Genomic DNA, 13,747 nt, shown 5'->3' on the forward strand with positions numbered 1-13,747 from the left:
TGGCTTTACTTCACGCCTTTTTCGTCGAAGTACTTTTGTGCCCCCGGGTGAACAGGGATGCTGACGCCGTTCTTCACGTTCTCCAGCTTGATTTCCTTGGCTTTGGCGTGGCCGAGCTTGTCGCTGTTCTCAAAGATCGCCTTTGTTACTTTGTACACGAGGTCTTCACTCAGATCGGAGCGAATCAAGAGCATCGATTTGACGGAGACGGTTGTCACTTCTTCAGGAACAGTTTGGTACGTATGGGCAGGGATTGTTGTTTTCACGTAGTAAGGATATTTGGCGATGATTGCATCGATTTTGTCCGCGTCAATTGGAATGATTTTTACACCAGTTGTCGCTGCCAGCTCCGTGATTGCTGCGGTAGGCGTACCAGCCGTTTGGAAGGCAGCATCCAATTGCCCGTCCTGAATGGCTTTGGCAGAGTCAGCAAAGGAGAGGCGTTGGAGCTTCGTATCTTCAAAGGTCATCCCATATGCTTCCAAAATTTGCTGAGCGTTCACTTCTGTGCCGCTTCCCGGAGCGCCTACAGATACGCGTTTCTCTTTCAAATCGGCAACGCTTTTAATATTGCTGTCAGCAGAGACGACAATTTGGATGGTTTCATCGTAGAGAGCGCCCAATGCCTGGAAGGAATCCATTTTACCGTCTTGCTGGAACATGTTCGTTCCCTTTGACGCATACTCGGCAATGTCGTTTTGCGTAAAGGCGATGTCCGCCTTTTTATCACGAATGAGGCGAATGTTTTCTGCTGAAGCGCCTGTAGCTTGGGCTGTAGCAGTGATCCCGGCGTTTTTCGTAATATGGTCAGCCATGCCGCCGCCGAGTGGGAAATAGGTGCCTCCTGTACCGCCTGTTGCAATAATTAGTTGGGAGGGATCGGCGCTTCCTCCTGAGCTGGAGCTGCCTCCACCTGCCCCTCCTTGAGCAGAGTTCCCGCCACCTCCACATGCCGTCATAAGCGACATGGACAGAAGCAGTGTGAGCGAGAGAAGAAAATGACGCTTCTTCAAGATAATTCCCCCTTAGTCTAAAAATTCTGTTTATACAGCTTTCTTCGGAATTGTAAGGGGAGGTCTATAAAAAACTACAAAATTCTATAGAAAAATATAGTAAACTAAGAAATAAACGTTAACGGCTTTTTGAACAATTTCATATGAGAAAGTGCGGGCAACATTTTATGAGAGAGAACATTTCAATTCTGCTGCTGATGCTCATTGCTGTCCCGATTGCCGGAGAGCTTAAATTTCACCCGTTTCAGGATGAGTTTCGGATTAGCTTTGGTACAACGGCTTTTTTCTTTTTTTTATTGTGGCTGCGTCCTTCTTTCTTGGCAGGGGTCGTAACCGGATTAATTGTCGTTCTATTTCGAATAGTCTTGGATTTCTTGTATGAGGATGTCTTTTCGCTTCTGGTTTCTTTACAGATGCACTTCCCTGCATTTTGCTATTATGCTGCCTTTGCTTGTCTATTCTCGCTCTTTCGCGTTAATACGCTACATCATCGACCGCTTTGGGTGGGGCTGTTGGGGACAGTCGCAGAAATAGCAGCGAATTTGGTAGAGCTGTCCTTCCGTGCAGTGTCCTGGAAGGGAGTCTTTCAGCTGGAGGTTGTAGGGCCGATTGCTGTGATTGCATTGATACGCAGTTTTTTTGTCCTTAGTTTTTTCAATATGATTCAGCTGCGTCAGGCGAAATGGCTGGAAAAGCAACAGCGTATTCGAAACGAGCAGATGTTAATGCTCATTTCCAATTTGTACGAGGAATCTGTTCTCCTAAAAAAGACATTGCATCAGGTTGAGGAAATCACACGCAGCTGCTATGAGCTGTATCGCGAGATGAACGAGGTGGAACAAAAGAATGGGACGAGCAAGCTTTACGCGAAGCGGTTGCTATCCCTTGCCGGACAAGTGCATGAAGTGAAAAAGGACAATCAACGCATATATGCTGGTCTTTCCAAGCTGATTTCTGACGAGAATGATCGAGACTATATGCCACTGGGCGAATTGATAGGGATCATTGTTCAGGGACAACGAAAGTACGCGAGACTATTGGAAAAGGACATCCAGTTTGAAACGAATGTGGAGGTGCCGTATCTCGCTTGCCACATATACACGACACTCTCACTCATCAACAATCTGGTCGGCAACAGTGTCGAAGCGATCCGCGACCGGGGGATGGTATCGATCGTGGCTTCGATTGATGAGAGTCAGGGGTGGCTTCAGTTTGTCGTAACCGATGATGGTCCAGGCATTGTAGTGAAGGATAAGGAGCTCTTGTTCATGCCTGGATTCACGACCAAATACGACGTATCAGGCAGACCTTCCACGGGGATCGGACTTTCATACGTAAAGGAAATGACAGACAGTCTCCAAGGAATGATTGATTTATCCGAGGACTCATGCGGACAAACGACACAATTTTGCATTCGCTTGCCAATCGCAACTCTGATTCAGAAAGGGTGACCTCATGCGCTACTTCATTGTGGACGACGATCCTGCGATTCGATTCATGCTCGGTCAAATGATTGAGGATGCTGATTTGGGAGAGGTATGTGGGGAAGCGGAGGATGGCTCGCAAATTGACCACGATTTTTTGAATTGGAAGCAAGTAGACATCTTGTTGATTGATCTTTTAATGCCGAATCGAGATGGCATTGAAACGGTGCGCCATCTGAGGCGTTTTACCGGAAAAATTGTCATGATCTCGCAAATCGAAACGAAGGAGATGATCGCTGAGGCGTATGTGACAGGGATCGAATACTACGTGACCAAACCGGTGAATCGCCTAGAGGTCATCAGTGTTCTGCAAAAGGTACGGGAACGCATATTGCTACAGCAATCCATTGAGGGTATTCAACGGTCCCTTTCCGTTTTGTCCGGCACGATTAACATGACGGCAGCTCCATCAAAAGATACATTGTATTCTGAAATGGGTATCTTATCTTCCGCACGGTTTCTCTTGACTGAACTGGGGATGATTAGTGAAAAAGGCAGCAAAGATTTACTCGACATGATGGAGTGGCTGTATCGCTGGGAGAAGGAAAGGGATGGAGAAGTGAATCTTCCTCCTTTACGCGATATTTTTTGGGCGATTGCTGCCCGCAAGTTGGGGAAGGGAGTGACTGTCCTGATCCAAAAGGAAACGAAGGCCGCTGAGCAGCGGGTACGCAGAGCCATTTATCAGGCATTAACCCATCTGGCTTCCCTCGGGCTGACCGACTACAGTCATCCTAAATTCGAGAGCTACGCGACCACATTCTTCGATTTTACCGAGGTGCGAAAGCGTATGCTGGAGCTGGAGAATCAAATGGAAGCGACGATCTCTTCTACGCGTATCAATACCAAGAAGTTTATTTTTGTACTCTACATGGAGTCAAAAAGGCGAATTGGTGTATTTCAGTGCTGATTTTTGGAGTGGGCATCCAAATGTGATAAGATATTTCTATTGGTCATGAGCGAGGGCTTCGATGTAAGCTGGTAAAAGCTTTGGAATGCCTCCGTTTTACATTTGTTTTGGGAGGGAAGAAAGTGAGCGAACTACGTAATCCATGGCAGCTACTTTACCGAGTCTATCGTCATGTGCAACCTGTTCTGGAGCGGGAGTTTGCGGCCTGGTATAAACGAGCACAGGCGATTCCCAATCCCGAGCTGAGAAAACAGGCACAAGACAGCATGGACTCCAAAAAGTTTCACTGCCAAGGGGGATGTGTCTATGCAGCACAGGTCATCCCGCATGTAGAGACAATTGTTCCGCTGATTGTCGCCTACCAAACAATCAGCGACTACTTGGATAATCTGTGTGATCGCAGCACGTCACTAGATCCGCAAGATTTCCGTCAGCTTCATGTGTCGATGCAGGATGCATTGACACCAGGTGCGCCCTTACGCGACTATTATTTGTACCGTGAGGATAAGGATGACGGCGGTTTTTTGGCTGGGCTGGTTCAGACCTGTCAACAGCATGTCGCACAATTGCCAGCCTATGAAAAAATTCAGGCAAAGATACTCGAGTTTTCTTGTTTGTATAGCGATTTGCAAGTATATAAGCACATTGCTCCCCATTTGCGCGAGGATCACCTGTTGACGTGGTGGGATCAGTACAAAGACCGCTATCACGATTTGCACTGGCAAGAATTTGCTGCTGTCACAGGCTCGACTATCGGGATATTCGCTCTTTTTTGCTTGGCGACTGATCCTGATGTAGGGGAAGAGCAAATACAGACAGTAAGTGAGGCTTACTTTCCGTGGCTGTGCGGGTTACATATTTTATTGGACTATTTAATTGACCTGGAAGAAGATAAAATGGGTGGAGATTTAAACTTCGTGAGCTATTACGATTCGGAACGGATAGCGACTGAACGCTTGAAGCTTTTCATAAAACAAGCAAAGGCAAGCGTTAAACGCTTGCCAAATCCTGCATTTCACCGTATGATCGTGGACGGGCTAGTCGCGTTTTATCTCGCGGATCGCAAGGTAAATCGGAGCCAGCCACACATTTATACTATCGCTAGACAACTGCTGAAGCAGGCAAAGGGCTTGCCCTCTGTCCTGTTTTATGTGAACAGTTTACTTGTACGGCGATAACGGAGAAGAGGTTAGCGCATATGCTTGCGCTTGTACGAAAAGCCAAATCCCATCAACGAGAAGGCAACAACGATACAGCCAAGGATACCGAGGGGGCTTTTTTCCCCAATGGCAATGCCAACTCCGATGAGACAGGCGGTTACCAAAAATGCCAAAGCCAGTGTTACCAATTGATAACGATTCATCGGTCTGTAACCTCCTATCTGTCAATGTTCCCATTATACCTTATTTTCCGCGAAAAGCATCCAGGTAAAGATTTCGGAAATCCCGGTAATATATTTGTGCGAAGTGGTGGAGAACGCAGATGGAAAGCATAATACAAATTAGAAAAGGGAATCGAGTGATAGAAGGTCATGTTACCTATGAAGAAGGGGACTTGATCGAAGCCGTATTTCCCAGCCCATTGGATGTCACAGTAGGGGATCAGCTCCCTTGTCTATTGACGGCTGACTATGAAACAATCAATACGTTTGAAGCCGTAGTCGTGGCTAAAGACAAAAATCGCTTGTTTTTGTTCCACTCTCCAACAGCTGCTGAGTTTCGGGAGCAGCGCAGACGCTATCCCCGTTTCGACATGGAGGTTAAGGGTTGGATCCAGTATCCGACGCAGGAGCCAGACTCATTTTTTTCCGTCTATAGTCAAATGGTGTACTTGGTGAACTTGAGCCTGGGAGGCTTGGCATTCCGCTCAGACAAACAGATTCCCGCGGATCAGCACATTGTCTTTTCCTTTGAATTGTATGGTCGCAATCGCCCGGACGGGGTAGTAAAAACTGATTTGGTTATCATTCATGAGCGAATAGAGGGACCGAATTATTTTTACGGCTGTACGATCAAAGGAATCAATGCCCGTCATTTTCACAATTTGCGAAAGTACATCTTGCATCGACAAATCGAGGAACGAAGACAAGTGAAAATCGAGTAGGTCTTTTCGTTAATTGGTTCAATGGGGACCAATTTTTTTTTTGCCTTTTGGAGGGGGTGTAGGGAGGGGAAGAAGCGGATTTCCAGTCTACGCTTCGGCCTACGCCCAGCCGGGAGGCGGGGACTGTTCGCTACGGAATGAATGTCGGGAGCGCCTCAAAAGTAGAGGTTCGAGGATGACATCTCAGAGGTTGAGGCTGAAAACCCCCGACATTCATTCCTTCGCTGGGGAGGGCTCCAGAGGCGCTTGGACTGGAAATCCGCTTCTTCCTACGTGGCTTCAGTCAATATTTGAAAAGGCATAAAAGAGGAAAAAAGATAAACGGTCATTTCCTGGTGAACAGCAAAAAGAGGGGATGAAAACCCCCTCCTACAAAGCGGTAATACGACATTGGCACATAGATGCTACTCAACAGAGAAGGGGACGATAAAATTATCCGGCTCGTTCCGATCCAGCCGTAGCAGTAGAAACAGCTACGGCTTTTGTTCGTTTCCCCCAAATCCAGTGCTGTAAGAGGACAGCACCTCCGCCAATCGAAGCGATTAACATTCCGACCCATAAAAAAGCGGTGTTTGGACCCCAGATGGTCATAATGACGCCTCCGAGCAACGGAGCAATGATGAAAGTGGCGCTCGTCAATGAATCGATAATTCCTCTCACGCGGCCGAGTGCTTGCGGGGGGCTTTCTTTTTGTACCAGATAATTGGCTCCGACCGAAGTCAGACCCGTTCCGACTCCAGCCAATAAAGCAGCAATCAGCAGCCAATACATGCCATCACCCGGCTGGAAAAATCCAATCCACGAAAAACTAATTCCGATGAGCAAAACGCCACCGCCCAGCACCCATCCATAGGAACGGATTTCTTTTAAGCGATGGAGCCAGGTGACGGTGACAAGTGCGCCTAATCCAATGACACTGACTGTAAACCCGAGCATTTCGGGATTGTCGGGCAGCTTCTCGCGGAAGATCACGGGAAACTGTGTATCCGCCAACTGAATCGCCAACGAGGTAATGATTGCGAAGATCGTGCTGTACAACAGGACACGGTTTTGCAAAAAGATCCGCCAGCCCTCTTGCCATGCTTGACGGTAAGGGAGAGGCTGCTCTTCTACGGATGGACGAGACAACGTTTTCTCCACTTTACGAATCGTGAACAGAAATCCAGTAGAGAGAAGAAATGTCGAAGCATTAATCATTAGACAAATGGCGGGTGCAAAAACGGCCGCTACCAATCCTCCGGCAAGTGGACCGATCAATTTCCCCATCTGGTATACGGCTCCATTCAAGGCAGAGGCTTGTAACAATTGATTCTCAGGTACGATTTGACGCGTCAAGGTCTGTTGTGCAGGATCGTTGAAGACAGAGGCACCTGAACGCAGGGCAATGACTACCAGGAACCAGAACGGATTCGGCATGACAAGCAGGAGCAGAGTGAAAGCAGCCTGCAAGATATTCATGGACATGATCATCCGAACCTTGTTCACGCGGTCTGCAACCACCCCGGCAAACTGTCCGAGCAAAATGCTTGGAGCTGCATAGGCAACGGGCAGGAGGGCCATCGTCATCGGATCAACCTTCCACACAAACCCCAACAGGATGGATACCGCTATAAAATCAAACCAATCGCCAAGCGTAGACAGTCCGTAAGAGACGAACAGCGTGCGAAACGTTCTATTTTCTTTTAACAAAAAAATCCCTCCATCGATCTGTTAACTCGATGATAAAAGGGATTTGTCAGAGGAATATCAGATAGTGGATGAGATGATGGCACGAATTTTTTTCTGCAAGTAGTCGAACTTGTACCCTTCGGATAATTCTGTCCAGATTTTCTGGTATTTGCGCTCCCATTCTCGGTCGTAGCCGAAGTCTTTCAAGAACAACAAGATCATTTTTGCGCCATAAATGAGATGGGGGACGAACTTGGTGCTTCGTAAGACCTCCAGACCTTCATCGACCAAGCGGCGCGCCTTGGCAAGCTCCTGTCGATGGTACAGACAAAGACCGCGCGTAATAGTAAAGCTGCCGAGTTCACGCTGCATAGGGAGTTCTTGCAAGATCTCCTCAGAGCGTTGAATGACCTTCTCAGCCTCTTCAACCTCACCCATGAGCAGATACAAGAGGGCTTCTTCCGCTTGAAAAAAGAGTTGAAAGCCGGGTGAATTGACTCGCTCAACAACCTCCCTGGCAGGAAGCAGCTGTTTTTTTGCTCGCTCCCATTCTTTGGCTTGGGCGTAGACACAGATTGCGGTGATTTGCATCTCATCCTGATAATTTTTAGGCATACTTTTCGCGTTTTTCAGAGCCCATTGTAAAATTTCTAATGTTTTTTGCGAGTCAATTTCTGTCATTCGGTATAAATGAAACAAATAAAACAGCTTGTCGGAGAGGGAACTTTTATCCTCGACAAACCAGCCGAAGTCACCGCCAACAAACCGCAAATAGGTAGCATAAAAAGAGTCCATCTGGAAGCCAAGCACTTGCTGATTCGCATAGAGTGTCTGCAAAGCGGCCCCCATACCCATGCCGTGGTAGGTGGTTAGCATCCTCTGGATGTTATCTGAGAAATCACTGGTTAATACGGATGGACTAGGCGATGGCTGCTCTTTTAGTGTAAGCCGATAGCCGACTCCTCGGACCGTATCAATCGTGAGCAGATTAGACCACTTTTGCAGTTTTTTCCGCAAGCGGTATATGTGATCGTCGACAGTACGGTCAGTAGGCTCTTCCAGCGGCCAGACGCGATCTAGCAAATCACTCCTTGAAAAGGCCCGGTTTTTCCATGTGTACAGATATTGAAACAAGGCGTATTCCTTTGGCAAAAGGACAATCGTTTCCCCAGCATAATGGATTTGATACGTATCATCCGACCATGTCATCAATCCCATTTGAAAGACTCCTCGTTTATATTGAACTTCTTCATTTTATTGTAAAGGGTGCCACGAGATACGCCGAGCAGCTCGGCTGCTGCTTTTTTGTTGCCGTATGTGCGCTCCAACGCTGCCAGAATGCGCTCCTTTTCGTTCGCAGGTGAAGAAGGGTACGCAATCGACGGACGGATGATGGGCGGCGGTGTCGTAGTCGGCGGTACATACGTTCCCCCCATCGGCGTGTGCAGAGAGACGTGTGTGGGTTCTGTGTGACTGCGAATGACAGACGGCAGATGCTCAGGCAAAATTACGCCGTTTTCTTGCAGGATCGACAGACGTTCAATGACGTTGCGAAGCTGGCGGATGTTCCCAGGCCAAGTGTACTCGAACAACGCTTGCATGACTTCGGGAGAGATGCGTGGTACGGATTGGTCATGGGCCACGGAATACTCATGAATGAAAATTTGCACGAGCTCTGGCAAATCCTCACGCCGTTCGCGCAGTGGCGGGATTTCCAGAGAAAAGACGTTCAGCCGATAATACAGATCCTCGCGAAAACGACCGTCTGCAACCATTTGCTCCAGCTGTCTGTTTGTCGCCGCTACGATCCGTGTATTGACGGTGATCGGTTCTGTTCCGCCTACGCGGTAAAACTGTCGTTCCTGTAAGGCGCGAAGCAGTTTTACCTGCAATTCTAGGGGGAGTTCTCCTATTTCATCGAGGAAAAGCGTCCCGCCATGCGCCAGCTCCAGCTTGCCAGGCTTGCCTTTTTTCTCGGCTCCGGTAAAAGCGCCGCCTTGATAACCAAACAGCTCACTTTCGAACAGTGCAGCAGGAATGGCACCGCAGTTGATCGCAATAAAAGGCTTCTCATGTCGGCGACTTGCCTGATGAATGGCTTGGGCAAACAGTTCTTTCCCAACGCCGCTTTCTCCATAAATCAGCACAGTCGCATCCGTCTGCGCCACTTTTTTAGCGGAACCAATAGCGGATTGAATAGAGGCGGAATGACCTTTGATTGCGTAAAAAGGATCGTCTGCTGCCTGAAACCGACTCATCTCTTGCTGCAAATTATGGAGATGGGCCGTCGTATGTGCTAATTCTTCATTGAGACGAACCAGCTCGGTAATATCCTGTTCGATGGAAATCGCGCCAATAATCTCACCCTCACGGCGAATCGGTGCCGCATTAATGAGTACATGGCTATCAGGACGAGGAATGTGATAGACACGTTGTACAGATGTCCCTTGGCGCAGCGCATCTAGCAGGCGAATCGATTCACTCGCGAAGTGCTCATCGAGCGAGGTTCCGACGACTTGGGCGCGATCGATTTCATATATCGTTTCTGCTGCCCGATTCCAGTGTTGGACGACATTGCGGGAGTCTACGATGGTGACAGCCTCACTCATCGTATCCATCAAGGTACGGAGCAGGGCAGACTGGTTTTGGGTCAACACGACAAAGGCAGTCATGAGCTGGTATGGCTCAACCATTCCTGTCGGAGTGCCATGTTCATCCACGATGACGAGTGTCGGCAGATCGGAAAGAGCTGAGCCAGCGACAATGTGGCTAATGGATTGTTCGAGCGTAGTTGTAGAAGCGACGACGACTACTCTGCCCTTTCGTTCTTTATCCACCCATTCACCTACAGTTTCACCTGTGCGTATTTTGACAATATCAGGTGGAATCGGAATCGCAAAGGAAGAGAGCGTACTGTCCAACGAAAATAACGGTTTCAAATTGTCACCTCTTATCCAAACTAACAGGGAAAGGAATGGTTCCTGTTGTACATCTAATCAGAAGTGTACAAGAATAGACACGTAATGTACATATGTGTTAAATACGTCGGATAGACATCACGATAGCGCTTACGTGAAATAGTTGGCACGATTCATGCTAGTAGAAGTGGACAGAGTACGTTGAGGAGGAGACAGTCAACGATGGAACAAGCGATGAAGGATTTCTTTCTATTCTTATCCAAAAACAAAACCTTAAATTCTGCCGCAAAAAAGTGGGGCCTGCGCTTTGGAGCGAGCCGCTTTGTATCTGGTCAAACAATCGCGGAGGCAATCAACGCCGTACGCAAGCTGAACCAGCAAGGTCTCGTATGCACGCTGGATCACTTGGGCGAATTCGTGTTCAGCGTAGAGGAAGCAAACGAATCTGCTGATTATTGCATCAAAACGCTGGATGCGATCCACCAATCTGGTGTCGATTGCAATCTTTCGTTGAAAATGACTTCGCTTGGTCTGGATATCAGCCGTGAGCTTTGCATGGACAACATGAGACGCATTTTGGATTCGGCTAAGAAAAACGGAAACATTTTCGTTCGTATCGACATGGAGGACTACGCACACAATCAGGTGACCATGGAGATTTTGAACGAATTACTGCAAGAGTACGACAACGTCGGAACCGTTATTCAGGCGTATCTCTACAAAGCATCGGACGATATCGACAGCTTGAAGGACAAAAAAGTGAACTTCCGTCTCGTAAAAGGAGCATACAAGGAGTCTCCTGAAGTCGCTTACCCGAACAAGCCAGATGTAGATGAGAACTACAAAAAAATCATCAAGCAGCATCTGTTGAACGGCGGTTACGCTGCTGTGGCAACTCATGATGACAACATCATTGATTTTGTGAAAAAGCTGGAAAAGGAACACAGCATCCCGCGTACACAGTTTGAATTCCAAATGTTGTATGGTATTCGTACGCAGTCCCAAATTGACTTGGCTCGCGAAGGCTATAAAATGCGTGTTTATGTACCGTACGGAAACGACTGGTACGGATATTTCATGCGCCGTTTGGCAGAAAGTCCGGCAAACGTGAAATTTGTTCTCAAAGGGATGTTTACGAAATAAGTTTCGCGAAGTATACTTGACACCTTCGGAGATTCTCCGGAGGTTTTTATTTTATCTGGAAAGGTGATAGTCTTGTGAATTGTTGGATTATTTTGCTTACTCCTCCATATTCTTTTGACCGGTTGCTTCGGCGTCTAGAGACACATCCAGATACGCAGATACGTGTGAATCAAGAAAAAAATAGCCTACAGCGCGTCTTTCGTATCGGCTTACGGCCTGTTCTGGTCCATATGCAATTTATGGGTAGCTTGGAAGAACCGGCATTGCGCTATGAGACACAAGCGATTTTGTCCACGTCAGACCAACAGCTGCTAGAAAAGATGATCCGCCGTACTTTTAGTGCCGATTTGGAGCTATCCGTTATTTACGAGCAGATGAGGGAGGAGAGTGAGCTCGCCATCCTGACTGAGCGGTTTCGCGGTCTTCGTCCTATGCTGGATGCTGATTTGTTTCAATGTATGGTCAAGACGATCATCGGGCAGCAGATCAATCTGACCTTTGCAGCCAATTTGACAGAGAGGCTGGTTACACTTGCAGGCGACCCAGTAGAAAACCAAAACGGCGAGGGCATCATTGCTTTTCCGACACCTGACTCGGTAGCGAGATTAACTGTGGAGGATTTGCGCTCTCTGCAATTTAGTCAGCGAAAAGCAGAGTATATCATCGATTTCGCGCGTGCCATTGTGAATGAAACGGTAGATTTGGAAAGACTATGGACAATGAAGGACGAGGAAATCATTACGTACCTCACTTCGCTACGAGGAATTGGACGGTGGACAGTAGAGTGCCTACTCATGTTTGGAATGGGGCGTCCGGACTTGTTGCCTGCTGCTGACATCGGTTTGCGAAATGGAATTGTGCACCTCTATGGAATGAAAACGAAGCCAAATGAAAATGACATTCGCAAGCTAGGGGAAAAGTGGGCTCCATGGCGCAGTATCTATTGTCTGTACGTATGGGAAGCTGTGGGGGCGATCAAGAGAAAAGAGATGTTTGACCTGTAAGAACTTTCATTTTTAACAAAAGTTCAATAATTTTAAAAAATTAAAGGTTGAATAGTGAGTTAATTTTAAGTTATACTAATGAAAATTTTATTTTATTAAACAATATTGAGAGGATTCATATGAAAGAACTTTCCACGAAAGAAACAATTACAATTGGTTTAATGCTGTTTGCCCTATTCTTTGGAGCAGGGAATATGATTTTTCCGCCAGCGCTAGGACAAGCTGCAGGAGATAATGTTTGGATCGCGATGGGCGGCTTTTTGATTACTGGTGTAGGTCTGCCTTTACTAGGCATCATCGCGGTAGGATTGGCGGGAGGTAACTTGCAAACGATGGCGTCAAGAGTCCATCCGATGTTTGCAGTCGTGTTCACGTTTATTGTTTATCTGTCGATTGGTCCATTCATGGCGATTCCGCGGACAGGTACAGTAACCTTTGAAATGGGCGTGTTGCCGTTTTTGCCAGAATCGATGAAAGGCAGTTGGGTACCGCTTTTTGTGACCACGGTCGTCTATTTTGCCATCACCTTCTGGTTGAGTCTGAACCCGAGCAAGCTGGTGGATCGAATTGGTAAAGTCTTGACACCTGCTCTTTTGATCATCATTGGCCTGATGTTTGTCAAATCACTCATTTCTCCAATGGGTGAGGTGGGACAACCGATAGGCGCCTATCAGGATACAGCATTCTTCAAAGGCTTTCTCGAAGGCTATCTGACGCTGGATGCATTAGCTGCGATGGTATTTGGTCTGGTAGTAACAACGGCTGTTCAAGATAGAGGCATCATCGATCGCAAAAAAGTGATGTGGTCTACGATCAAAGCAGCGATTCTCGCCGCTACCGGACTTGGACTTGTCTATCTTGCCCTCAGCTATTTGGGAGCGACGAGTGTTTCGATTGCGCAATCGGAAAATGGTGGACAAATTTTGACAGGGGTCGTGCATCAACTGTTCGGTCCATTAGGCTCACTACTGCTGGGAGCAGCCGTTACGCTTGCTTGCCTCACGACTTCTGTCGGGCTTGTCACTGCGTGCAGTCAATTTTTCTCCAGTCGGATTCCTAGCATCTCTTACAAGAACATGGCGGTAATTTTGTCTGTGTTCAGTGCTGCGGTAGCAAACGTAGGCTTGACACAGTTGATTACCTTCTCCGTTCCTGTCTTGATGGCGATTTATCCGCTGGCTATCGTGCTGATGCTGCTGACGTTTTGTCATCGGATGTTCAATGGACATCGTGCCGTATATGTGGGTGCGATCACAGCAACGGCTGTCATTAGTCTGTTGGATGGAGCTTCCCAGCTTGGATTGTCTATCGACTCGCTGACCCCAATCCTGGAACAATTGCCGCTGTACAAAGTTGGAATTGGATGGCTGGTCCCAGCTATTGCAGGCGCACTGATAGGGTTGTTGTGGGCTAGTCTCACGCGAAGTGTTCCGATTGTAAGAGAAACGAAGTAAAGAATGAAGAGCGGGTGGGCTTTAGGTCCACTCGCTTTTTTATTGTTCCA

12 protein-coding genes are annotated in these 13,747 nt (G+C 47.6%); 7 read left to right on the forward strand and 5 right to left on the reverse strand.

Annotated elements, in window-relative coordinates:
• Positions 1 to 5 precede the first annotated feature (5 nt).
• The gene (locus tag HP401_RS16410; RefSeq protein WP_173605740.1) at positions 6 to 1,013 is read right to left on the reverse strand and encodes a TAXI family TRAP transporter solute-binding subunit; all 1,008 of its coding nucleotides are present in this window, start codon (positions 1,011 to 1,013) and stop codon (positions 6 to 8) included.
• 167 nt (positions 1,014 to 1,180) lie between these two features.
• On the opposite strand from HP401_RS16410, the gene HP401_RS16415 reads away from it, so the two are divergent.
• The 3 genes from HP401_RS16415 to HP401_RS16425 all read left to right on the forward strand — a co-directional run bounded on the left by HP401_RS16415 (position 1,181) and on the right by HP401_RS16425 (position 4,585).
• Positions 1,181 to 2,464: a sensor histidine kinase gene (locus tag HP401_RS16415; protein WP_173605741.1), complete on the forward strand. Its 1,284-nt coding sequence runs from the start codon at positions 1,181 to 1,183 to the stop codon at positions 2,462 to 2,464.
• Between the two features lie 4 nt (positions 2,465 to 2,468).
• Positions 2,469 to 3,407 (forward strand): response regulator, encoded by a 939-nt coding sequence (locus HP401_RS16420; protein ID WP_173605742.1) that lies wholly within the window; start codon positions 2,469 to 2,471, stop codon positions 3,405 to 3,407.
• Positions 3,408 to 3,529: 122 nt separating this feature from the next.
• Positions 3,530 to 4,585 carry a tetraprenyl-beta-curcumene synthase family protein gene (locus HP401_RS16425; RefSeq protein WP_012684653.1) on the forward strand — a complete coding sequence of 352 codons (1,056 nt, stop codon included), beginning with the start codon at positions 3,530 to 3,532 and terminating at the stop codon, positions 4,583 to 4,585.
• Between the two features lie 11 nt (positions 4,586 to 4,596).
• Here HP401_RS16425 and HP401_RS16430 read toward each other — a convergent pair whose 3' ends face one another.
• Positions 4,597 to 4,770 carry a YlaF family protein gene (locus HP401_RS16430; RefSeq protein WP_007722723.1) on the reverse strand — a complete coding sequence of 58 codons (174 nt, stop codon included), beginning with the start codon at positions 4,768 to 4,770 and terminating at the stop codon, positions 4,597 to 4,599.
• A 119-nt stretch (positions 4,771 to 4,889) separates the two neighbouring features.
• On the opposite strand from HP401_RS16430, the gene HP401_RS16435 reads away from it, so the two are divergent.
• Positions 4,890 to 5,510, forward strand: coding sequence for a PilZ domain-containing protein (locus tag HP401_RS16435; protein WP_012684654.1), 621 nt, complete (start codon positions 4,890 to 4,892; stop codon positions 5,508 to 5,510).
• A 432-nt stretch (positions 5,511 to 5,942) separates the two neighbouring features.
• Here HP401_RS16435 and HP401_RS16440 read toward each other — a convergent pair whose 3' ends face one another.
• The 3 genes from HP401_RS16440 to HP401_RS16450 are packed head-to-tail and all read right to left on the reverse strand — an operon-like array spanning position 5,943 to position 10,117.
• A complete protein-coding gene (locus HP401_RS16440) occupies positions 5,943 to 7,199 on the reverse strand; it encodes an MFS transporter (RefSeq protein ID WP_173605743.1) in 1,257 nt (418 codons plus the stop codon).
• Positions 7,200 to 7,256: 57 nt separating this feature from the next.
• Positions 7,257 to 8,396 carry a winged helix-turn-helix domain-containing protein gene (locus HP401_RS16445; RefSeq protein WP_173605744.1) on the reverse strand — a complete coding sequence of 380 codons (1,140 nt, stop codon included), beginning with the start codon at positions 8,394 to 8,396 and terminating at the stop codon, positions 7,257 to 7,259.
• Entirely contained in the window at positions 8,387 to 10,117 is a 1,731-nt protein-coding gene (locus HP401_RS16450) for a sigma-54 interaction domain-containing protein (RefSeq protein WP_173605745.1), read from the reverse strand. Before HP401_RS16450 ends, HP401_RS16445 begins: the two co-directional genes overlap by 10 nt.
• A gap of 201 nt (positions 10,118 to 10,318) precedes the next feature.
• On the opposite strand from HP401_RS16450, the gene HP401_RS16455 reads away from it, so the two are divergent.
• The 3 genes from HP401_RS16455 to brnQ all read left to right on the forward strand — a co-directional run bounded on the left by HP401_RS16455 (position 10,319) and on the right by brnQ (position 13,697).
• Positions 10,319 to 11,239 (forward strand): proline dehydrogenase family protein, encoded by a 921-nt coding sequence (locus HP401_RS16455; protein ID WP_012684658.1) that lies wholly within the window; start codon positions 10,319 to 10,321, stop codon positions 11,237 to 11,239.
• A gap of 74 nt (positions 11,240 to 11,313) precedes the next feature.
• Positions 11,314 to 12,243, forward strand: a complete 930-nt coding sequence (locus HP401_RS16460) for a DNA-3-methyladenine glycosylase family protein (protein WP_173605746.1) — start codon at positions 11,314 to 11,316, stop codon at positions 12,241 to 12,243.
• A 119-nt stretch (positions 12,244 to 12,362) separates the two neighbouring features.
• Positions 12,363 to 13,697 (forward strand): branched-chain amino acid transport system II carrier protein, encoded by a 1,335-nt coding sequence (gene brnQ, locus HP401_RS16465; protein ID WP_173605747.1) that lies wholly within the window; start codon positions 12,363 to 12,365, stop codon positions 13,695 to 13,697.
• Positions 13,698 to 13,747: the final 50 nt, after the last annotated feature.

This window comes from Brevibacillus sp. HB2.2 (genome assembly GCF_013284275.1).
Classification (GTDB): Bacteria; Bacillota; Bacilli; order Brevibacillales; family Brevibacillaceae; genus Brevibacillus; species Brevibacillus brevis_D.